Origin of the sequence: Ruania alkalisoli, assembly GCF_014960965.1 — a bacterium.
GTDB lineage: Bacteria > Actinomycetota > Actinomycetes > Actinomycetales > Beutenbergiaceae > Ruania > Ruania alkalisoli.
This window is the reverse complement of the sequence record NZ_CP063169.1, coordinates 4141286-4161392: the sequence shown is the minus strand read 5'-3', so window position 1 is coordinate 4161392 and position 20107 is coordinate 4141286. Positions and strand designations below refer to the sequence as shown.

The following is a 20107-nucleotide window of genomic DNA, read 5'->3' as shown; positions in this document are numbered from 1 at the left end:
TGACCCTCCCGACCTCGTTCAACCCTCCGGCCATCGACGACGGTGGCACTCCCTCACGACGAAGAGAGGCACGACATGACACGCACGCACCGCAGAACCGCGGCTGTTCTGGCCGCCGGTGGCCTGGCGCTGGGAATCAGCGCCTGCGCCCCCGGTGGCGAGGAGGAACCCACCGATGACGGCGTCATCACCATCTACAGCCAGCAGGGCCCTGACCGTGACCTCAACACGAGCTCGTTCACGCTGCTGATCGAGGAAGAGTTCGGCGTCGATCTGCAGTTCGAGACCACGACCTGGGACGCGGCTGCGGCCTCTGAGTCTCGGCAGATCACACTGGCCAGCGGTGACTACCCGGATGCCTTCCTGCTGATTCCGTGGGTGGATCAGTTCACCCAGGCCGAGCTCATCAAGTTCGGTGATCAGGGCCTGATCCGGCCGCTGAACGACCTGCTCGAGGAGAACGCGCCGAACCTGCAAGCCGCATGGGCCGACACCCCCGAGTGGGAGGCACTGTCCACCGCGCCCGACGGCAACGTCTGGGGTCTTCCCCAGTGGAACGACTGCTTCCACTGCACCTATCCCTCCAAGCTCTGGCTGAACACTGCTTGGCTGGAGAGCGTCGGCATGGAGCAGCCGACCACGCCCGAGGAGCTGAGGGAGGTGCTGGCCGCGTTCAAGGAGCAGGACCCGAACGGCAACGGTGAGGCCGACGAGGTGCCGCTGTCCGGTTCACCCGGTGCGAACTCGGTGCTGCCGTTCCTGATGAACCCGTTCGTGTACATGGCCACCTCCAGCACGAGCGGGTCCGCACCAGGATCGCTGGCGCTGCAGGGGGACGACGTGACGCTGCAGCCCACGCTCGACGGGTGGCGCGAGGGACTGACCTACGTGAACTCGCTGTTCGAGGACGGCCTGATCGATGAGGCCGCCTTCACGCAGAACCAGGATGCGCTGCTCGCCCTCGGTGACGTCGCCGGCGACCCGATCCTCGGTGCTGCCACGGTCGGTCACCCGGGCGTCTTCGTCACCATCGGTCAGGAGGACGGCCGTGACGCCAACTATGACGCGCTGCCCCCGCTGACCGGGCCGAACGGTTCGCCGGCGTCGGAGATCAGTTCGTCCTCGGCTGGCGCCACCTTCGTGATCACGAACAACGCCACCGACGAGGAAGCGGCCACGCTCGTGGAGATCGTGGACTGGATGATCGACTACGACAACCACCTGCGTGCCGAGTGGGGCGAGGAGGGTGTCGCCTGGGACTACGCCCAGGACGGTGACGTGGCCCTGAACGAGGAGCTCGAGCCGCTGTACGTGCGCCATCGCCTCAGTGGCGCGGAGGCCAGTGAGAACACCAACGCCGCCTGGGGCCCGCTGGCCCAGTACTACGGCAGCCAGGAGTTCCGTCAGTCGCAGGTTGTCCCCGAGGACGTCTACGACCTCTCCGGCTATGAGCGCCGTCTGTTCGAGGCCACGCAGCCCTACGCGGAGAACAGCCCGGCGGAGGCCTTCCCGTACTGGAACCTGTGGATCCCCGAGGACCACGCGAGCGAGCTCTCCACCGTGCAGACCAATGTCGAGTCCCTGGTGCTGCAGGCGAGCGCCGAGTTCGTCACCGGTGTGCGTGACATCGACTCCGACGATGACTGGCAGGCGTTCCAGGACGCCCTCGTCGCCAACGGGAGCGATCGCTACGTCGAGATCTACCAGGAAGCATGGGACGCGACGCAGTGACCAGTCGCTGACGCCCAGCACCGCCAGACGAGCGGGTGCGCCGGTTCCTCCTGCCGGCGCACCCGCTCGTCGTCGTCCTCAGCGACGCGCGCCGGGCCGACTTAGAATCGCTCGTCGATCTGGCTCCCACCCAGGAATCCGACGTCGATATGGCTTCCGCTCACGGAAATCGCTCGTCGATCTGGCGGTCTCCGACCGCCCGGCGGTAGCCAGATCGACGAGCGATTTCCGGGTGGGTGGGCGCCCCGTCAGTCCAGGTGGGCGACGAGCTGGGGTGCCAGTCCCACGTAGTCGGCCGGGCCCAGTGCCAGCAGCCGATCTTCGACCTCGGTCGGTAGGCCCAGACCGGAGATGAACTCCCGCATGGCGGGTCCGTCCACGCGGCGACCACGTGTGAGCTCCTTGAGGCGCTCGTAGGGGTCGGCCATCCCGTCGGCACCGGCGATCCCCGCCGCACGCATCGCCGACTGCACGGCCTCCCCGAGCACCTCCCAGTTGGCGTCCAGGTCCGCAGCCATCGTGGCGGCGTCCACATCCAGGCCGGCCAGGCCGCGGCGTACGTTGTCGAGGGCGAGCAGGGAGTGCCCAAACGCGACGCCGATGTTGCGCTGCGTGGTGGAGTCGGTGAGGTCGCGCTGCAACCGGGAGGTCACCAGCGTGGCCGAGAGCGTGTCCAGCAGTGAGCAGGAGATCTCCAGGTTCGCCTCGGCGTTCTCGAACCGGATCGGGTTCACCTTGTGCGGCATGGTCGAGGAGCCTGTGGATCCCTGCGCGGAGAGCCGCTGGCGGAAGTACCCCAGGGAGATGTAGGTCCACACATCGGTGGCGAGGTTGTGCAGGATGCGGTTGAAGCGCGCCACATCGGCGTAGATCTCCGCCTGCCAGTCGTGGCTCTCGATCTGGGTGGTGAGCGGATTCCAACTGAGCCGCAGACCTTCGACAAACGTGCGGGAGACCTCTTGCCAGTCCGCGCCCGGGACCGAGACCGAGTGCGCACCGTAGGTGCCGGTGGCGCCGTTGATCTTGCCGAGGTACTCACCTGCTTCGATCCGCCTGATCTGCCGGCGCAGGCGGTGCGCGAGTACCGCCAGCTCCTTGCCGAGGGTCACGGGGGTGGCGGATTGCCCGTGCGTGCGGGCCAGCATCGGGACCCCGGCGTGTTCGCGTGCCAGATCCGCCACGGCGTCGGCCACGGTGCGGGCGGCAGGCAGCCACACCTGCTGGACGGCGTCGCGCACGGTGAGCGCGTAGGACAGGTTGTTGATGTCCTCGCTGGTGCAGAAGATGTGCACGATCTCGCTGACGCGGGGCAGCACCGTGTCCTCGCCGAGCGTCTGCGGGGCGGCGGCGAGCCGGCGCTTGAGGAAGTACTCGATCGCCTTCACATCGTGCAGGGTCTCGGCCTCGATCTCGGCCAGCTCGGCGATCTCCTCGGCGCCGAAGGTGGCGACGACGTCACGCAGGTAGGCGATCTCGGCCTCGCTCAGGTCCGGGGCTCCCGGGAGGACTCGGTGGGTGGTCAGGTGGATGAGCCACTCCACCTCCACCTGCAGCCGGGCCCGGTTGAGAGCCGCCTCGGACAGGTGGTCCGCCAGCGGGGCCACCACCCGTCGGTAGCGGCCGTCCAACGGGCCGAGGGCGATATCGGGCAGCTCGGCGAACAGAACGCGCTCCATGCCGCCATCATCCCAGAACTCGTGCGGCGGGCGAACCCGTGCCCACCCGAAATCGCTCGTCGATCTGGCGGCCAGATCGACGAGCGATTCCGGGGTGTCGACCCGGTCAGCGCACGGTGAAGCTCACCGGCGGGGCGAGGGCGTCAGAGGCAGATCCGACGTGCACGCCGAACTCGCCCGCAGGGGTGACCCAGGCTCCGCCGTCGAAATACTGCAGCAGGTGCCGGGACTCGAGGTCATCCCGGGTGAGCTCGATGACCACGTTCTCGTGCTCACCGGGTTCGAGGTGCACCCGCTCGAAGGCGACCAGGCGCTGGAATGGCTCACCGGCCTCGTCCGGCAGCGTCAGGTAGACCTGGGCGACCTCCTCGCCCGCGACATCACCGGTGTTGGTGAGGCGGAAGTGCACGCGCACCTCGTGCCCGGACTGCACCTGCCGGGGCGTGACCCGGATGTGGGAGTAGTCGAAGGTCGTGTAGGAGAGCCCGTGCCCGAAGGCGAACAGGGGGTCGATGCCCTGCGCCTGGTACCAGCGGTAACCGACCTGCAGGCCCTCGGAGTACTCCACCTGCCGGATGCCATCGGTGTCCACCACGCCGGGGTACTGCTCCGGGGCGCTGGTCGGGACGTCGTCGAGAGAGACCGGGAAGGTCATCGGGAGGTTGCCGGATGGGTTGACGTCACCCCAGAGCAGGTGAGTGATCGCATTGCCCATCTCCAGCCCGGCGTACCAGACGTGGAGCACGGCGTCGACATCGTCGACCCATGGCATCTCGACTGCACTACCGGTCTGGGTCACCACGACGGTGCTCGCCGCCGCGTCTGCGACCGCCTCGATCAGGGCGTCTCCGTCGTTGTCGAGGCGCAGATCGGTCAGGTCGCTGAACTCTCCCATCTGGTAGTACCCGAACACGATCGCCACATCCGCGGCGGCCGCGACCTGAGCTGCCTGCTCATGGTCGGTGCCGGCGTCGAAGGTCACCGTGCCGCCGGCGGCCTGGACACGCTCGGTGATGGCGTCCAGGGGTGCGACCGGCTCGTCACAGGGGACCGACGGGCGGCCGCCGCCGAAGGGCATCCAGGACGAGCAGACCGACCGGGCGCTGACGCCGTCCGTGGGGGTGTTCGAGGCGGTCGGGCCGATCACCGCGACGTCGAGCGCGGTGTCCGCGAGGGGGAGCGTGCCGTCGTTGGTCAGCAGCACCGACCCCTGTTCGGCCATCTCGCGGGCGAGTGCGCGGCTGTCCTCGGTGACCAGATCGGTCGAGGGGTTCTCCGGGAGTGGGTGGTCGAACAGGCCGGCCTCGATGAAGACCGTCACCACGCGGAATGCGGCGGCTTCGATCTGATCCTCGGTGATCTCACCGGCGTCGAGTGCGGCGTGCAGGCGATCGGGGGTGAACCAGATCGGGCGATTGAGCTCCATATCGAGGCCAGCGTTCAGGGACGGTGCCGTGGAGTGCACCGAACCGAAGTCGGACATGATGAAGCCCTCGTAGTCCCAGGCCTCCTTGACGATGTCGGTCAGGATGTCGTTCTCGCACGCGTAGACGCCGTTGATCTGGTTGTAGGAGCACATGATCGAGCCGGGGTCGCCCTCGCGCGTGGCGATCTCGAACCCGAGCCCGTAGATCTGCTGCATCGTGCGCTCGTCCATGTTGCTCGAGCTGGACTCGCGGTCGAGCTCCTGTTCGTTGGCGACGTAGTGCTTGAGATTGGCGACCACCGGACGCTCGGGGTTACTGTCCTCCAGTCCGTGGATGTTCGCCGCTGCGAGCACGCCGGAGAGGACAGGATCCTCGCCGTAGTACTCCGATGTGCGTCCGGACAGGGGTGTGCGCCCGCCCGCGACGCCGGGGCCGAGGAGGACGTTGCGACCGGAGCGGAACGTCTCGTCGGCGACGAGGGCACCCTTGGCCTGGCTCAGCGCGGGGGAGAACGCCGCCGCCTCGGCGATCGCGACGGGTAGGGCGGTGGCACCGGGTGCGTCGAGTCCCTGGGCGCCGTTGGCGAACATGATGTCCGGCGTGCACGGCAGCTGCTCGGGATAGACCACATCACCGGGCCAGGTGGTCCGGTCAGGAGCGGCGGCGGGCTGCTCGACGATCCAGCGCATCGTCTGCTCGAGGCTGGAGTGGTCGAGCAGGACCTGCGCGCGTTCCTCCGCAGAAAGAGTGGTGTCCATCCAGGGGCACTCGGCTGGGAATGACGCGTCTGCGGCGGGTGTGGCGGCCGGGGGCTGCGCCTGTGCGGCCAGCGGGGTGAGGGCGAGTGCCGCGGCCATCGTGAGCGGGACGAGAGCGCGGCGTCGTCGCCGTCGCGGTTCGGACCTCTGGTCGAGGTGCCGGTGAGGGGCGTCGGTGAGCATATGTCCTCCTTGACACTGATCAACAGGGAATGAAGCGATTCAATCTCATAATGAAGCGCTTCAAAGAGAAGCGTGGCATGCCCGAGCGTCGTCTGCAAGCCGCCCGCTGTCGAACTGTCGAGACGCTTGATGCCGGACTGCCACGCCCGTCGGTATCGACGAGCCGTGGCACCTAGCGGTACCGCGAGGCCGCAGCCACCGCCGCCTGGGCGTATCCGCCCCCGAACAGCACGGTATGCACCAGCAGCGGGTTGAGCTGGTGCAGCGCCACCCGGTCCTGCCACCCGTCGGCGAGCGGGGAAACCTCCTGGTAGCCGGCGAGGATCTCCGCCAGATGCGGCGCTCCGAACAGGTCGAGCATGGCCAGGTCGGTCTCGGCGTGCCCGCCGTGCGCCGTGGCGTCGATGAGCACCACCCCGGTGGGTGACCACAGCACGTTCCCGCTCCACAGGTCGCCGTGCAACCGCGCTACCTCACCCACGAGTGCCGGCTGCGGATGGTCCAGCTCCCCGGCCGCCAACCGCTCCACGACGGCGCAGATCACCTCCACATCCCGCGCCCCGAACGCTCCGCTCGCCTCGGCCCGCCGCAGGAACGGCATCACCCGTGCGCTGGCGTAGAACTCGCCCCACGTCGCAGCGTCGCTGCCGGGCATGGGCGCACCCGCCATGAATCCCGTGGCCTGGCCGGGGACGAACCCGAATGACGGGGCGCCCGCGGCATGCGTGCGGGCGAGTGCCGCTCCGAACGTACGGGCGTGCTCGGCCGACCGGCTGCCGTCGCGTACCCGCTCCAGCTCCAGTACCCCGGGCCCGGCGTGACGCACCTGCGCAACCCGGGCTCCGCCGTCGGCGGCTGCGAGCCAGCGCAACCCCTCGGCCTCGGCGAGGGCGGCATCCGGGTGCGGGAAGTCGGTCTTGGTCCAGCTCTCCATCAGACCGGTGCCTCGAGCGCGTCCCGCACGTGCGCCACGAGCCCGTCGACGGCGGAGCTCACCTGCGTATAGACGGTCTCGAAGTCCTCTGGGTCGCCGTAGTAGGGGTCGGCGACCTCGGCACCGGGTGGGGCGCTGGAGTCGAAGCTGCGCAGCAGGCGGATCTTCGCGGCGGCGCCGGCATCGGGGGCGAGCCGGCGCAGGGCCCGTTCGTGGCCGCGGTCGAGGGCGAGTACGAGGTCCAGCTCAGCAAAGTCGGAGGCGGAGAACTGGGTGGCCGTGTGCCCGCTGAGGGTGTGGCCATGGCGGGTGAGGACGGCGTGCGTGCGGTGGTCGGCGTCGTTGCCCAGGTGCCAGGCGCCCGTCCCGGCTGAGACCACGTCGACCTGGTCGCCGAGGCCCATCTCCTCGAATGCTGATCGCAGGATTGCTTCGCCCATCGGGGAGCGGCAGATGTTGCCGGTGCACACCACGCTGATCCGATATCCCATGCCGACCATTATCGGGTGCGTCGCTCTGGCCACCATCCCGCTCGCCGGGCGGGCTCAACGCCAACTCGAGGCGCGCTGCGGTCCCCGGTCGATGCCCATGTGCGGTGCCGATGTGCGGTGCCGATGTGCGGTGCCGACGTGCGGTGCCGATGGTCAGGGTGGCGACCCTGAGGAAGGCCAGGGTCTCGGTGCCGCTAACCCGGGTTGTCCCCGATGGTCCCGGACATCACCGGCCTCCTAGCGTCGTAGGCGTGGCGAGCGCGACGGGCTCTCGCCTCAGGACGAGGAACGGAAAATGCTGCCGTGAACATCCGATCGTCGGTCTACCTGCGGTACGTCGCCAACGACCTGCGCGCGAACAAGACTGTCACCACCGCACTGCTGCTGGTGGTGACCCTCAGTGCATTCCTGATGGGCACCGGCGCGCTGGTGATGGAGCGGACTCTCGGGTCGGTGGATCAGCTGTTCGACGAGGCAAAGCCCCCACATTTCCTGCAGATGCACTCGGGGCAATACGACCTGACGGCGCTCGAGGAGTTCGCCGCCGGGCAACCCGGCATCGAGAGCTGGTTCATCGAGGACATGCTCGGCTTCGACGGCGCCGCGATCGGCTGGGAACGACCGTCCACCGGGGAGTCAGGAGACTTCGCGGACAGCCTGATCGACAACCTCTTCGTCACCCAGAACACCGAGTTCGACCACCTCGTGGAGGAGTCCGGTGCGATCCCGCGGCCGGCGCCCGGGGAGATCTATGTTCCGGTCGGGTACCAGCAGCGGTATGAGCTGCGGGTGGGGGACGAGCTCGTCGTCGGCACCGACGCGGGGACGGAACACTACGTGGTTCAGGGCTTCGTCCGCGACGGACAGATGGCCTCCTCGTTGTCCCCGGCGATCCGGTTCCTGATCTCGGAGCCCGACTTCGCGGCGCTGCGGCAGGCCGGAGGGGGTGCGTCGGAGATCATCGTGGAGTACCGGATGACCGACCTCGCGCTGGTCGGCGAGCTGCAACGCGCCTATGACGCGGACGCGGCAGTGCCGAAGAACGGGCCGACCGTCACCTACGCGCTGGCCCGGGTGTTCAACGCCTTCAGCGATGGCCTCGCGGCGATGGCGTTGATGCTGGTCAGCCTGCTCCTGATCGCGATCGCGCTGCTGAGCGTGCGGTTCGTGATCCGCGGCACCCTGGAGGACGAGGTCCGCGAGATCGGGACGATGAAGGCGATCGGCCTTCCATCCCACGAGATCTCTCGGCTCTACCTGCTGCGATACGGCGCGATGACGGTGATCGGGTGCCTGATCGGTGCAGGCGCAGCCATCGCTGCTGCTCACCTGCTCACCCGCAGTGTCCAGGTGAACTTCGCACCCGCCGGATTCGGAGCGCTGTCCGCTCCCGTGCTGCTCGCGGCCGTGGGGCTCGTCGCCGGGATCGTGCTGCTCACCTGCTGGAGGGTGCTGCGGTCGGTGAAGAAGGTGGAGGTGGTCAACGCCCTGGTGCACGGCAGCCTCCTCGGTGAGCGCCAGTCCGCCAGGCGGGCCAAGCGACAAGCTCGGCGGCTGCATCGCACCAGCGTTGCCGGGCGTTTCGGCACCCTCAACAGCCGGCTCGCGGTGGCTGACCTGCGCGCCGAGAGCCGGCAGTGGCTGCTGATCCCCGTGGTGTACTTCCTGGCGACCGTGCTGATCACGTTACCGATGAGCCTGCTGAACACATTCCAGGATCCTGGCTTCGTCACCCATATGGGATCGCCGGAGGCCGACGTGCGGGCAGACGTGCAGTTCGCCGACGACGTCGACGCCGCGGGCGCCGAAATTCTGGCGGCCATGACGGAGGACCACCGGCTCACCGACGTGCAGGCCCATGCCAACGTGCTGTACGAGACGACGGGCGTGGACGGTCCCGAGACCCTGCGGATCGCGGTGGGGGACCACAGCGCCGGCAGCGCGGAGTTCCTCGACGGCCGCTCCCCAGGAGAGCAGGAGATCGCGTTGTCGGCGCTGAATGCGGACAAGCTCGGTGTAGCGACGGGCGACGAGCTCACAGTGCGCAACCAGGACGACGAGCTGACCCTGACCGTGAGCGGGATCTACCAGGACATCACCAGCGGCGGGTACACCGCCAAGATGCCAGGGCGGGTGACCGCCGGCGCTGCCAGCTACGTGATCTTCGCCAACACCACAGACGAGACGGACCCGGAGGCCGTCGCATCGGAGTACAACGCGACGTTCCCCGACGCCACGATGTGGCCGATGCAGGAGTACCTCGACCAGCTGCTGTCCTCCCTGACCGACGCATTCCGCAGCGCGGCCGTGCTGTCGTTGATCTTCGGGGTGGCGGTGGCACTGCTGATCACCTGCCTCTTCCTGCGATGGCGGCTGAGCCGGGATCGGCCGGTGATGGGAGCACTCTCCGCGATCGGGTTCTCGCTACGGGAGCTCGCAGGCCAGGTGCAGGGCAAGACCGTGGTGACGGCCTCGGCCGGGATCGGCCTGGGCGCGGTGTTCGCGGCCACGGCCGGAGAGTGGTTCGTCGGGTCGTTGATCGCCACACTGCCGTTCGGGCTGGTCAGCCTGACGCTCCTGCCCAACCCGTGGATCGCCTACCTCGCCTATCCGCTGCTGCTGCTCGCAACCGCCTACGTCGGTGCCGTCCTGCTCAGCCACTCGCTGCGCCGGGCCAACACCAGCGACTGGCTCCGCGGCTGACCTTCCCGACCAATGACAGGAGCTGTGATGACCGATCGCCAGACGACACTGGAATGTCGCGCCGTGACCAAGACCTACGTCTCCACCGACCCGCCGGCTGAGGTGCTGCGCGGCATCGACCTGACGGTCCGCGAGGGGGAGTTCATCGCAGTGATGGGCGCTTCCGGATCCGGGAAGTCCACCCTGCTCTACAGCATCAGTGGGATGGACCGGCCCAGCGGCGGCCAGGTGCTGCTGGAAGGCAGCGAGCTGACCGGACTCTCCGACGGCGAGATGAGTAGGTTACGTCTGACCCGGATGGGATTCGTCTTCCAACAGGCGCACTTCCTCGGGAACCTCACACTGCGTGACAACGTGCTGCTGCCGGCGTTGAAGGCCGCACCGAGGGACAAACCGGGCGCGATCGCACGAGTGGAAGCGTTGCTGGAGCGGTTCGGGATCGCGCATGTCGCCGGCCACGGCATCACCCAGGTATCGGGTGGCCAGCTGCAACGGGCATCCCTGTGCCGGGCGCTGGCCAGTGAACCCGCGATCGTGTTCGCCGATGAGCCCACAGGTGCACTCAACAGCAGGATGTCGGCCGAGGTCATGGACGCCCTCACGCAGGTGCATCGGGATGGGTCGACATTGGTGATGGTCACTCACGATCCGTCCTGCGCGGCTCGAGCCGACCGGGTGGTCTACCTGCGGGACGGTCTGCTGGTCGACTCCGCGGAGCTGGGGACCTGGACGGCGGACGCGGCGGGTGAGCGGGAGGACCGGTTGATCGGGTGGTTGCGCCAGCAGGGCTTCTGAGCCGTTGCCGGTGCCGGTGAGCCGGTGTGCGATGCCGGCTGGGCGATGTCGGTTCGTCCACAACCCTCCGGGGGCTCTCGCATCGGTCGCAGGGATTCTCCCTAACGTCGCTGGCGAGACGAGGAGGAACCCGTGAACCCACCACGATCACCGCTGACCCTGCCCATCGCCCCGGCGAGCCTGACCCCGTCGGTCGCGCTCGCGGCAGCGGCGGCTGAGACCCGCCGCATCTCCACGAGCGCCGCGGCCCTGGAGCCTTCCCACTGGGTCTCGCCGGCCGCGCGTGCCTACTGCGATCGGGTCCACGATCTGGTGCGAGCCGTCGAGGCGGCGGCGGAAGGGATCGATGCAGCAGCCGCGGCCGCCCGTGTGCACGAGTCCGAGCTCGACCACGTGCGGCAGGCGCTGCTCACGGGCGCCCCGATCCCGGTATGAGCGGCATCTCGCAGGTTCCGGACGGGAACCGGGACGGGTTCTGGCGGCAGGTGGCGGCCGATCAGCTGATCGTCTCCGGCGCGGCGCTCGATACCGACACAGCCGAACTGGTGTTGTTGGCGATCGAGGCGGACGCGATCGCGGAGCAACTGCACGCCGTCTACGGACAGGTCCGCAGCGGGCAGGATGCGGTGCGCACCACCACGGCGCTGGCGTGGGGGAGCGGGATGCAGGGGCAGACCCAGTGCGGGTTCGCGAAGGGCAGTCTGCTCGTGGCAGCACGCGAGGCGGAGGAGTTGGCGGTTGCATTGCGTGCAGCGCGTGAGGAGTACGAGCGCGCGGAGGAGTCGGCGCGAGATGCGACGGTGTTCGAGCTGCCGCGGTCGTTGACCGGGTCGGGCGAGCCCGTGCCGTGGCTGTTCGGACTCGACTACGTGCCCTGGGCGGTGACGCGACTGGTGGCGATCACCGTCGGGAATATGCAGGTGGCCGCCGATCGCGGGCAACTGACGCCGACCGGGGCCGGACTCGGATACATCCTGGAGGAGCTGAGCTGGACCGCGACCGGTGGGCCGGTGCTGGACTGGCTCGGGCAGGATGACATCAATCGCAGTGTGCTCCTCGCCTCGATGGTGAGCTGGACGTCCGGTCTGGTGCTCGGCGCAGGGACGGATGTCAGCGTGCAGCGGGTCTACCCCACGCCGCAGGTGGTGAACGGGCGCTTCCAGGTGCCTCACACGGAGGCCGCGCGCGGGATCGAGGATCTGGCGGGGGTGCAGAACGGGTTCCGCCACCGCGAGGATCTGCCCGAGGGCACGGTCCGGATCGACCGGGTGAGCGATGCCGAGGGGAACATCTCATGGCAGGTGCACGTGCCGGGGACCCAATCATCCTGGGACGATCCGCGGCCCGTGACGAACCCGTTCTTTGGTCCGGCGCTGGGTCTGGCTGCTACGGCTACACCTCTGGCTGGCCTGGCGCCCACGCTGCGGCAGGCCCCTGCACCGTCGCTGGTCCCGGTCGTGCCAGGGGCGCCGGCAGTGACACAGCCGCTGCTGCAGGGTGCCGCGGAGCGGGTGGCGGGCGGCATCCGCAACCCCAACCCGCTGGACTGGCAGTCCAACCTTCATCTCTTCACCGGTCAGGAGGCCGCCTCGCAGAACGGTGTGGTCGAGGCGATGCGTGCCGCGGGTGTCGCACCGGATGAACCGGTGCTGCTCTCGGGTCACTCCCAGGCCGGGATGATCGTCATGAACATGGCGAACGACCCGGTGCTCAGCACCGAGTTCTCGTTCGAGTCGGTGGTCACCTTCGGCGGTCCGACCGGGCACCTGCCCACCCCGGAGGGGGCTGCTGTGATGCACGTGGAACATCCGGAGGATGTGGTGTGGAACCTCGCCAACCAGCCGAACCCGGTGGCTGGGAACCGGGTGACGGTGGCGAACCCTCTCTCGGACTCCCAGCTGGCCACCGATGCCGAGGTCAACCACCTCGGCGAGTCCCACGATCTGCCCGCCTACCAGCGCACCGGCACGCTCATCGACGCGAGCACTGATCCGGCGATCGAGAGCTGGCGTGAGCAGTCGGCCGGCGTGCTGCCCTCCGGGGAGGTCACCACCGAGACCATGTACTTCCAGATGCGGCGGGAGGAGTGAACCGGGTCAGCGGCGGTCGCGATCCTTCTTCTTCCCGTCCGGCAAGATCACGGTCAGGATCACCGAGATGACGGTGATGATGAGGCCGGCGAGCACCGCGGTCCAGAAGCCGTCCACTTCGAGGCCGTAGTCGGTGAAGCCGGTGATCCAGCTGGTCAGCAGCAGCATCAACGCGTTCACCACGAGGAAGAACAGGCCGAGGGTGAGGATGTAGAACAGGATTGAGACCAGCTGCACGAGCGGCTTCACGATCGCGTTGACGAGCGTGAAGAGCAGTGAGACGACGGCGACCACGATCACCGTGTTCAGTGCGGTGCCGTCGGTGCGGAAGTCGACGCCCGAGATCCACAGGGCGGTGAGCCAGAGCGCGACGCCGTTGATGAGGACCTTGATGAGGAAGCTCATACGGACATTGTCGCACCCGCGGCCGTCGGCCCCAAGGGGCCGAATATTCGGCCCTTTCTCAGGGCTGACCCCGAGTTTCAGGCCCGTTGGCGATGTGCCCGTTCCCGAGGGGGCCGAACATTCGGCCCCCTTGCTGGGTTGATCCTTGATTTCGGCTCCCTCGAGGAGTCGTGGAGCGCTCACTCACGCGTCGGAGGACTCACCCAACCGGCGATTCGCCGTTGCCATGTGTGCCGCCATCGCCGCAGCCGCAGCGCCGCCGTCCTGTGCCGTGATCGCCTCCAGGACCGCGCGATGCTCGTCGAGTGCCTGGAGTGCTGACGCCTCGTCGTGCACGGCGCGATCGGCATAGACCTGCAGCAGCGATCGCACCACGTGCAGCAGATCGACGATGGTCTCGTTCTTCGAGGCGGTCGCGAGGCTGTCGTGGAAGTCGTGGTCGGCGCGCGCGAAGACCGCCAGATCCCCGGTGCTCTCACGCATGTGATCGAGTGCGGCTCGTAGTTCCTTCAGATCGTCCTCGCTCGCGCGAATGGCGGCCAGCTGAGCCACCTGCGTCTCCAGCCCGGAGCGCAGCTCCAGCAACTCCGCGGTGCTTCGCGAACCGATCAGCAAGCCCCACCGCAACGTCCGGGGCAGGAGCGTGCTGGCGGTCCCGCGCAGGTAGGTGCCCGAGCCGGGCCGGACCTGCACGATGCCGAGGATCTCCAGGGCCGCGAGGGCTTCCCGCACCGCAGACCGCCCCACCCCCAGGGTCGCGGCGAGCTGGCGTTCGGCGGGCAGGCGGGTGCCGGGCTCGAACGAGCCGCCGGTGAAGAGGTCCAGCAACCGGCGCGCCACCTCCGAGACCGGTGTAGTGCCCGGCAGCGAGCCCAGGGACGCCGTGATCTCGGCGGAACGGTCGCTGGCTGGCATGGCACGAGAGTACCGGCACAAGCCCCGGCGCTCTTGCAATTGGTCAACCGGTTCGCCAAAATGGCCTCATGTTCGGACTCGGCACTTACGCCTTCTTCTGGCAGCTCTCCGACCGCAACCCGCGGCCGATGACGCTGCCGGAGGCCTTCCAGGCCACCCGCGACCTCGGCATCGGCCTGCACCAGATCTGCGACTACGCGCCGCTGGAGCAGATGGATGACGCCGAACTCGCCGATGCCGCCGCCGCAGCACAAGACCTGGACCTGGTGATCGAGCTCGGCACCAAGGGCATCGACCCCGGCCACCTGGCCCGCTTCCTGGAGATTGCCGCCGTCTTCGACAGCACGCTGATCCGGAGCATGATCTACGGACCGGACTCCCGCCCCACCCTTGAGCAAGCCCTCCAGTGGCTGACCGAGACGATGCCCGCCTTCGAGGCAGCCGGCGTCACCCTCGCCCTGGAAACCTACGAGCAGCTGCCCACCACCGACCTCATCTCCCTGGTCGAGCAGGTCGGCAGCGAGAACCTCGGCATCTGCCTCGACCCGGGCAACGTCGTCGCCCGGTTGGAGAACCCGCAAACCTGCGTGGAGCAGGTCGCCGATCTCACCCGTGCCGTGCACGTGAAGGACTACGCCTTCGCGCGCCAGCCCGGCTGGGTCGGCTTCACCTACAGCGGCGCCCCGATGGGCGAGGGCCTGCACGACTACCCGCACCTACTGCGCACCGTCCGCCCGCGCGAACGCGGGATCAACGAAGTCGTCGAGCACTGGCTGCCCTGGCAGGGCGACCCCGAGACCACCCTCCGCACGGAACGGGAATGGACCCGTACCGCCGTCGACTATCTGAGGAGCACCACATGAGTGAGAACACGTACACGATCGCCGTCATCGGCGCCGGCGGGAAGATGGGGATGCGCGTCTCCAACAATTTGGTCCACACGGATCATGCTGTGAAGTACGTCGAGAACTCTGAAGCCGGCCGCCAGCGCACGATCGACGCCGGCCGCGAGCTGACCGACGCCGCCACCGCCGTAGCCGACGCCGACATCGTCGTCCTGGCGGTGCCGGACCTCGCGCTCGCCTCGGTCACCGCCGAGCTGGTGCCGCAGATGCGCGCCGGCGCCGTGGTGCTCACCCTCGACCCGGCCGCCGCCTACGCCGGATTGCTCGCCACCCGCGAGGATGTCATCCAGGCGGTCGCCCACCCGTGCCACCCGTCGGTCTTCCTGCAGCGCAAGACCCCCGAGGAGTGGGCCGACACCTTCGGCGGCATCGCCGCCCCGCAGGATGCCATTGCCGCCGTCGAGTCCGACGACGACGCCGTCAAGGCGCTCGTGGAGACCACGGTCCGCGCCATCTACGCCCCCGTGATCGACGTGCACTGGGTGAGCGTCAAGCAGCTTGCCCAGCTCGAGCCGACCCTGGTGGAGACCGTGGCCTGCATGATTGGTGAGCTGCTGAACGAGGCACTGCAGGAGGCGGTGAACACCATGGGCGTGCCCGAGGCCGCCGCGCGCAGCATCCTCTACGGCCACACCCAGGTGGCGCTCGCGAACGGTCTGCGCGGGGACAACCCGTTCAGTGACGCGTGCCTGATCGCCATGGACTACGGGCGCGAGTCGATCATCAAGGAGGACTGGAAGAAGATCTTCCGCGACGACGAACTCGACAAGAACCTCGCCCGCATGCTGCACCTCGACGCCATCGAGCGCTGATGACCCAGGGGCCCGCCACCCCATCGCAGTGGTTCCCACCGACCCGCTCCTTCACGAGCGGGCGGTGGTCCCTGCTTGTCCGCGACGGTGAGCTCGCCGAGATCGCCGTGGACGGGCAGGTGCTGCTACGCGGGGTGCGCGCGATCGTGCGGGTGGCCGACTGGGTGACCGTGCCGTGGTCGGTGACCTCCGTGGACATGACCGACGCCTCGGTCACGGTCCGCCTCGAGGCCACCGAGCCGCAGATCACCGGCACCCTGCGCGCCGAGATCGACGGCGACCGGCTCACCGCCACTGTCGAGCTGGAGCCCGCCGAGGAGCTGTGGACCAACCGCGCCGGGCTGGTCGTGCTCCATCCCCCGGTGCTGGCCGGAACGCCGCTGGTCGTACGCCACCCCGACGGCGGCCGCTCGCCCGCCGAGTTCCCCGAGGCTCCCGCTCCGCATCAGCCGGCACGCGACATCGCCGGGCTCACCTGGGATCAGGGCGGCCTCCGGGTGGAGCTGGGCCTGGAGGGCGACGTGTTCGAGATGGAGGACCAGCGCAACTGGACCGACGCCTCCTTCAAGACCTACAACCGCCCCCTCTCCCTGCCGTTCCCGTATCGGATCGGGGCGTGTGAGCGCATCCGTCATGGCCTCGTCGTCAGCGCATCAGGCGCGACGGCGCAGCTCCCCTCTGGTGCTGCCGTGGCACCCGGGCGGGGCGTGAGTTCGCAGGGGACTGGTGGGCATGGGCCGCACGTCATCGACCTCGTTGCCGCCGACCCGCTCCCGCAGATCGGTCTGGGAGCGGCCACCGCACCCGACCCGGCGCCTGAGATCGGCATGGATAGGGGCGTGCCGCTGCTCGTCGAACTTGACCTACGGACGGCGACCTGGCAGGCCGCGCTGGAGCGCGCCGTCGCCAGCGGCCACCCGCTCGACGTGCGCCTGGTGCTGGAACCTGCCGACCCTGCCGACTCGGCCGACCCTGCCAACCGCGAGAAGGTGCGTTCCGCCGTCGCCGGCCTGGTCGGTCAGCGCGTGCTGCGGGTGGGTGCCTATGCCGGCGGGTCCCCGCGACACGTCTCCGACGCGGCGACGATCGCCGTGCTCCGGGAGGCGCTCGACGCCGCCGGCCTGGACCTGCCGGTGGTCGGTGGCGCCCGATCCCACTTCACTGAGCTGAACCGCGGGCAGCACCTTCTCCCGGCCGACCTGGACGGGTTGGCGGTGGCGATGTCGCCGCTCTTCCACGACCTCGGAACCCCGCAGCTGGTGGAGTCGGTGGCGATGCAGCGCATTCTTGCCCGCCGCATGGTGGCGCTGGCGGAGGAGAAGGCCCGCGGGGCGGGAGTGCACATCGGACCCGTCACCCTGCGGCCGCCCTTCAACGCTGTCGCCGAGCGTGACTATGCCTCGCCCACGCGCCCCGACCTGGCCGAGGGCTACGGCCCAGCGCTCGCCGACGCCACCGATCCGCGCCAGCAGGCACCTGAGCTGGCCGCCTGGACCATTGCCAGCGCAGCGGCGCTCGCGGTTCCCGGGGTGACCTCGATCAGCTACTTCGAGCAGTGGGGCCCGCGTGGCGTGGTCGATAGTGACGGCGCGCCGTACCCGGTGGCCGGGGCGCTCGAGGCGCTGCGTGGCTTGGTGGCCCCGGGTGACCCTGCGGTCACGCACGGGAACAGATCAGCGGACGCTGCGCCGTCGGGGGCTGTGCAATTGCTCAGTGGCGACAGCCCGGACGGGCTGCTTTGGGCTGTGGGAAGCGCGGATGGTCCCCAGACCACGCTGCTGCTGGCGAACCTGCACCCGGTCTCGCGGGAGGTGCGCGTGAACACACCCGCCGGGACGGTCACCGAGTGCGTCGAGGCGGCGTCCTGGGTGAGCCGGACGATGGTTTGAGTCGTCGAAGGCACATCGTCGCCAACGTCTGATGCACCGCCGACCTGATCCCATTGACAGAATAGGTCGCTCAAGCGACCATTAGTGTCATGGAACTGACGTTGAAGGAGGCTGCCGCTCGGCTCGGGGTGACGCCGCGGCAGGCGCAGCGTCTGGCACGATCCGGTCGGTTGCAGATCGTGGGGCACCGGGGTCCAGTAGCGCTGGTGGACGATACAGGGCTGGCGCGAGCCGCTTCGGCGCGTGCGGGGCGGCTCTGGTCGCCGGTCACTGCGTGGGCCGCGATCGACTCACTCCAGTCCGGTCATACGGGCCGACTGGCAGGCTCGGCCCTGTCACGTCTGCGGCACCGGTTGCGGGCGATCAGCGCTGAAGAGCTGGTGCGGTTGTGCGCGGGACGGGCATCGTTGTGGCGGGGAAACCTGACTCGTCGCTCCTCCGACCAGCTTCGTGCCGAGATCTACCCATCGGGCCAATCGCTGCTGGCTGATCCGCAGGTGGCTGCGCTGCTTGGCCTGAGCGGTGGGCCAGCTGGACGTACCGAGGGCTACGTGAACGCAGGGGAGTGGAAACGCACGCAGGCGAGGTTCGGCCTGGAGGCCGACGCCGAAGGAGTTGTGTTGCTACGAATCAGCACTGAGTCACCCGCTGCCGGGTTGGTGAGTACAGCCGTTGACCTGGTCGAGACCGGCACCGTACGTGAACGCAGCGCGGCCCTGGCTCTGCTGGAGGGTCGGTTGTCACAGTGACCCGCTCGCTTGTCGTGCTGCCGATCTCGCCGAGCGAGCTGGGTGCGCCGTGGCCGCGTCTGTTCGAGCTGGCGAACGAGACCTCCGCGGGCTCGTGGACGCTGATCGGAGGGCTCATGGTTCAGGCGCACGTGCTGCTTGCCGAAATGCCGGTCAACACGCCCGACCGAGGATATCGACCTCATCATCCACATCGAGACCGGCGCGACGACGTACGCCTCGACGGCCCGGCGGGCGAAATGTGTACGGCTTGCCACGGGTGATGATCCTGCGGACGGCGTCGAGGCGCTGTGACGTGGGGCCGGCGTCGGTGTGCTTTGCGAGTCCCATCTCCCGAGCGATGCACGTGAGCGTACGCTCCGGTTTGGGTAAGGCGGCCATGGCTCCGACGAACGCACGCTCGCGGGCGGGGAGCCTTTCGAGGATCCGCTCGACGTGAGCGACCGCCTCTGGAACGGCCGCTTCCCAGCCGGTGAGTACTTGATCTTCAGTGATCGTGTTGACCGCGCTGGCGTACCAGTTGGCTGCGGTGCGCACGTTGATAACATTCTCAGCGATGGTTCGGCGTTGATAATGTTATCAGCGCTGGGCTCCACTTCCCTCGAGGGCCCTCAGGAGCGTCAGCCTCCACTCGTGCTCGCCCGCACCACCAGCGCCGGCTCGAACGTGCGGTGCACCTGCCCGGAGAACTCCCCAGCGATTGCCTCGAACAGCAGGTCGATCATGGTCGGCCCGAACTCCTCGTGCCGGCTGCGCACGCTGGTGAGCGGGATGAGGGAGGCCTCGGCGAACTCGTTGTCGTCGTAGCCGACGATCGCGACGTCCTCGGGCACCCGCACGCCGCCGTGCACCAGCGCCTGCATCAGACCCAGTGCGACGAGGTCGTTCACGGCCAGGACGGCGTCCGGTCGCCGCTCGGGGGTGCGTTCCAGGAGCGCACGGCCCACCTCCTGCCCGCTGTGGACGGTGCGGTCGGCGGTGTCGATGATTTCCAGGCCGGCTCCGCTCCCGTTGACGGCGGCGCTCGCCCCGGTGAGGCGGGCGGCGACCTGGGCGATGGTCAGGGGGCCACCGACGAAGGCGAGGCTCCGCCGTCCGATATCGATCAGGTGGGCGGCCGCCTGCCGGCCGCCGGAAACGTCGTCCACGGAAATCGAGGGCTGCTCCGGGTGGTGGGCCTGCTGGCCCACGAGAACCGACGGCGTCCCTCGCCTGCGCACCTGTGCCAACCGGTCTTCGATCGGCTCGTGTGAGGACACGAGCAGGCCGAGCACGCGGTGCTCTTCGAAGACGGAGAGGTAGGCGTCCTCCCGGGAGCGGCTGCGGTGGGAGTCGGCGAAGAACACGGAGATGTTGCGCGTGGAGGCGCCCTGTTCGACGCTCTCGGCGATCTCGGTGAAGTACGGGTTGGAGATGTCGGGGGCGAGGTAGCCGATCACGCGGCTGGTGCCCGAACGCAGTTGCCGGCCGGCCTGGCTGGGCACGAAACCGAGGGTGTCGATGGCGGCGGCGATGCGGCCCGCGGTCTCGGGGGAGACGCGTTCGGGGTGGTTGAGGTAGTTCGAGACTGTCCCGATCCCGACACCGGCGTGGGCGGCGACATCGCGGATGCCGACCCTGCTCACGCCCTGTTCTCCATCCGCC

At 68.7% G+C, this 20107-nt stretch carries 17 protein-coding genes; 9 read left to right on the top strand and 8 right to left on the bottom strand.

The window, feature by feature from the left end; all coding sequences use genetic code 11:
- The first annotated feature begins 75 nt into the window (after positions 1-75).
- Positions 76-1731: a type 2 periplasmic-binding domain-containing protein gene (locus IM660_RS18490; RefSeq protein ID WP_193497224.1), complete on the top strand. Its 1656-nt coding sequence runs from the start codon at positions 76-78 to the stop codon at positions 1729-1731.
- A gap of 248 nt (positions 1732-1979) precedes the next feature.
- Here IM660_RS18490 and purB read toward each other — a convergent pair whose 3' ends face one another.
- The 4 genes from purB to IM660_RS18470 form a co-directional block, all read right to left on the bottom strand.
- Positions 1980-3407, bottom strand: a complete 1428-nt coding sequence (purB, locus tag IM660_RS18485) for an adenylosuccinate lyase (protein WP_193497223.1) — start codon at positions 3405-3407, stop codon at positions 1980-1982.
- A gap of 106 nt (positions 3408-3513) precedes the next feature.
- Positions 3514-5775 (bottom strand): beta-glucosidase family protein, encoded by a 2262-nt coding sequence (locus IM660_RS18480; RefSeq protein ID WP_210769024.1) that lies wholly within the window; start codon positions 5773-5775, stop codon positions 3514-3516.
- 172 nt (positions 5776-5947) lie between these two features.
- The gene (locus IM660_RS18475; protein ID WP_193497222.1) at positions 5948-6709 is read right to left on the bottom strand and encodes a fructosamine kinase family protein; all 762 of its coding nucleotides are present in this window, start codon (positions 6707-6709) and stop codon (positions 5948-5950) included.
- Positions 6709-7200: a low molecular weight protein-tyrosine-phosphatase gene (locus IM660_RS18470; protein ID WP_193497221.1), complete on the bottom strand. Its 492-nt coding sequence runs from the start codon at positions 7198-7200 to the stop codon at positions 6709-6711. The genes IM660_RS18475 and IM660_RS18470 overlap by 1 nt, the downstream gene beginning before the upstream one ends.
- Before the next feature lie 303 nt (positions 7201-7503).
- On the opposite strand from IM660_RS18470, the gene IM660_RS18465 reads away from it, so the two are divergent.
- From IM660_RS18465 to IM660_RS18450, 4 genes are all read left to right on the top strand, one after another.
- Positions 7504-9903, top strand: a complete 2400-nt coding sequence (locus IM660_RS18465) for an FtsX-like permease family protein (protein ID WP_193497220.1) — start codon at positions 7504-7506, stop codon at positions 9901-9903.
- Between the two features lie 27 nt (positions 9904-9930).
- Entirely contained in the window at positions 9931-10698 is a 768-nt protein-coding gene (locus IM660_RS18460; RefSeq protein WP_193497219.1) for an ABC transporter ATP-binding protein, read from the top strand.
- 132 nt (positions 10699-10830) lie between these two features.
- Positions 10831-11133 (top strand): hypothetical protein, encoded by a 303-nt coding sequence (locus IM660_RS18455; RefSeq protein ID WP_193497218.1) that lies wholly within the window; start codon positions 10831-10833, stop codon positions 11131-11133.
- Positions 11130-12788: a hypothetical protein gene (locus tag IM660_RS18450; protein WP_193497217.1), complete on the top strand. Its 1659-nt coding sequence runs from the start codon at positions 11130-11132 to the stop codon at positions 12786-12788. Before IM660_RS18455 ends, IM660_RS18450 begins: the two co-directional genes overlap by 4 nt.
- A 6-nt stretch (positions 12789-12794) precedes the next feature.
- Here the strand turns inward: IM660_RS18450 and IM660_RS18445 are convergent, their stop codons facing one another.
- Both IM660_RS18445 and IM660_RS18440 read right to left on the bottom strand, forming a co-directional pair.
- Positions 12795-13193 (bottom strand): phage holin family protein, encoded by a 399-nt coding sequence (locus IM660_RS18445; protein ID WP_193497216.1) that lies wholly within the window; start codon positions 13191-13193, stop codon positions 12795-12797.
- A 183-nt stretch (positions 13194-13376) separates the two neighbouring features.
- Positions 13377-14108 carry a FadR/GntR family transcriptional regulator gene (locus IM660_RS18440; protein ID WP_193497215.1) on the bottom strand — a complete coding sequence of 244 codons (732 nt, stop codon included), beginning with the start codon at positions 14106-14108 and terminating at the stop codon, positions 13377-13379.
- 68 nt (positions 14109-14176) lie between these two features.
- On the opposite strand from IM660_RS18440, the gene IM660_RS18435 reads away from it, so the two are divergent.
- The 4 genes from IM660_RS18435 (at position 14177) to IM660_RS18420 (ending at position 18463) form a co-directional block, all read left to right on the top strand.
- Positions 14177-14971 carry a sugar phosphate isomerase/epimerase family protein gene (locus tag IM660_RS18435; RefSeq protein ID WP_193497214.1) on the top strand — a complete coding sequence of 265 codons (795 nt, stop codon included), beginning with the start codon at positions 14177-14179 and terminating at the stop codon, positions 14969-14971.
- Positions 14968-15825: a phosphogluconate dehydrogenase C-terminal domain-containing protein gene (locus IM660_RS18430; RefSeq protein WP_193497213.1), complete on the top strand. Its 858-nt coding sequence runs from the start codon at positions 14968-14970 to the stop codon at positions 15823-15825. Before IM660_RS18435 ends, IM660_RS18430 begins: the two co-directional genes overlap by 4 nt.
- Positions 15825-17714 (top strand): D-apionate lactonase family protein, encoded by a 1890-nt coding sequence (locus tag IM660_RS18425; protein WP_193497212.1) that lies wholly within the window; start codon positions 15825-15827, stop codon positions 17712-17714. Before IM660_RS18430 ends, IM660_RS18425 begins: the two co-directional genes overlap by 1 nt.
- Positions 17715-17803: 89 nt before the next feature.
- Positions 17804-18463, top strand: a complete 660-nt coding sequence (locus IM660_RS18420) for a helix-turn-helix domain-containing protein (RefSeq protein ID WP_193497211.1) — start codon at positions 17804-17806, stop codon at positions 18461-18463.
- A gap of 153 nt (positions 18464-18616) precedes the next feature.
- On the opposite strand, the gene IM660_RS18415 is transcribed toward IM660_RS18420, so the two are convergent.
- On the bottom strand, positions 18617-19000 hold the full coding sequence (locus IM660_RS18415) for a hypothetical protein (protein ID WP_193497210.1): 384 nt from the start codon (positions 18998-19000) through the stop codon (positions 18617-18619).
- An 83-nt stretch (positions 19001-19083) separates the two neighbouring features.
- Positions 19084-20088, bottom strand: coding sequence for a LacI family DNA-binding transcriptional regulator (locus tag IM660_RS18410; RefSeq protein ID WP_193497209.1), 1005 nt, complete (start codon positions 20086-20088; stop codon positions 19084-19086).
- Positions 20089-20107: the final 19 nt, after the last annotated feature.

What these genes read in the sequence shown, in the direction of transcription:
- IM660_RS18435 (WP_193497214.1), top strand. Translation starts at nt 14,177, where the DNA reads ATGTTCGGACTCGGCACTTACGCCTTCTTCTGGCAGCTCTCCGACCGC.
- IM660_RS18490 (WP_193497224.1), top strand. Translation starts at nt 76, where the DNA reads ATGACACGCACGCACCGCAGAACCGCGGCTGTTCTGGCCGCCGGTGGC.
- IM660_RS18430 (WP_193497213.1), top strand. Translation starts at nt 14,968, where the DNA reads ATGAGTGAGAACACGTACACGATCGCCGTCATCGGCGCCGGCGGGAAG.
- IM660_RS18480 (WP_210769024.1), bottom strand. Translation starts at nt 5,775, where the DNA reads ATGCTCACCGACGCCCCTCACCGGCACCTCGACCAGAGGTCCGAACCG.
- IM660_RS18475 (WP_193497222.1), bottom strand. Translation starts at nt 6,709, where the DNA reads ATGGAGAGCTGGACCAAGACCGACTTCCCGCACCCGGATGCCGCCCTC.
- purB (WP_193497223.1), bottom strand. Translation starts at nt 3,407, where the DNA reads ATGGAGCGCGTTCTGTTCGCCGAGCTGCCCGATATCGCCCTCGGCCCG.
- IM660_RS18450 (WP_193497217.1), top strand. Translation starts at nt 11,130, where the DNA reads ATGAGCGGCATCTCGCAGGTTCCGGACGGGAACCGGGACGGGTTCTGG.
- IM660_RS18445 (WP_193497216.1), bottom strand. Translation starts at nt 13,193, where the DNA reads ATGAGCTTCCTCATCAAGGTCCTCATCAACGGCGTCGCGCTCTGGCTC.
- IM660_RS18460 (WP_193497219.1), top strand. Translation starts at nt 9,931, where the DNA reads ATGACCGATCGCCAGACGACACTGGAATGTCGCGCCGTGACCAAGACC.
- IM660_RS18440 (WP_193497215.1), bottom strand. Translation starts at nt 14,108, where the DNA reads ATGCCAGCCAGCGACCGTTCCGCCGAGATCACGGCGTCCCTGGGCTCG.
- IM660_RS18425 (WP_193497212.1), top strand. Translation starts at nt 15,825, where the DNA reads ATGACCCAGGGGCCCGCCACCCCATCGCAGTGGTTCCCACCGACCCGC.
- IM660_RS18420 (WP_193497211.1), top strand. Translation starts at nt 17,804, where the DNA reads ATGGAACTGACGTTGAAGGAGGCTGCCGCTCGGCTCGGGGTGACGCCG.
- IM660_RS18470 (WP_193497221.1), bottom strand. Translation starts at nt 7,200, where the DNA reads ATGGGATATCGGATCAGCGTGGTGTGCACCGGCAACATCTGCCGCTCC.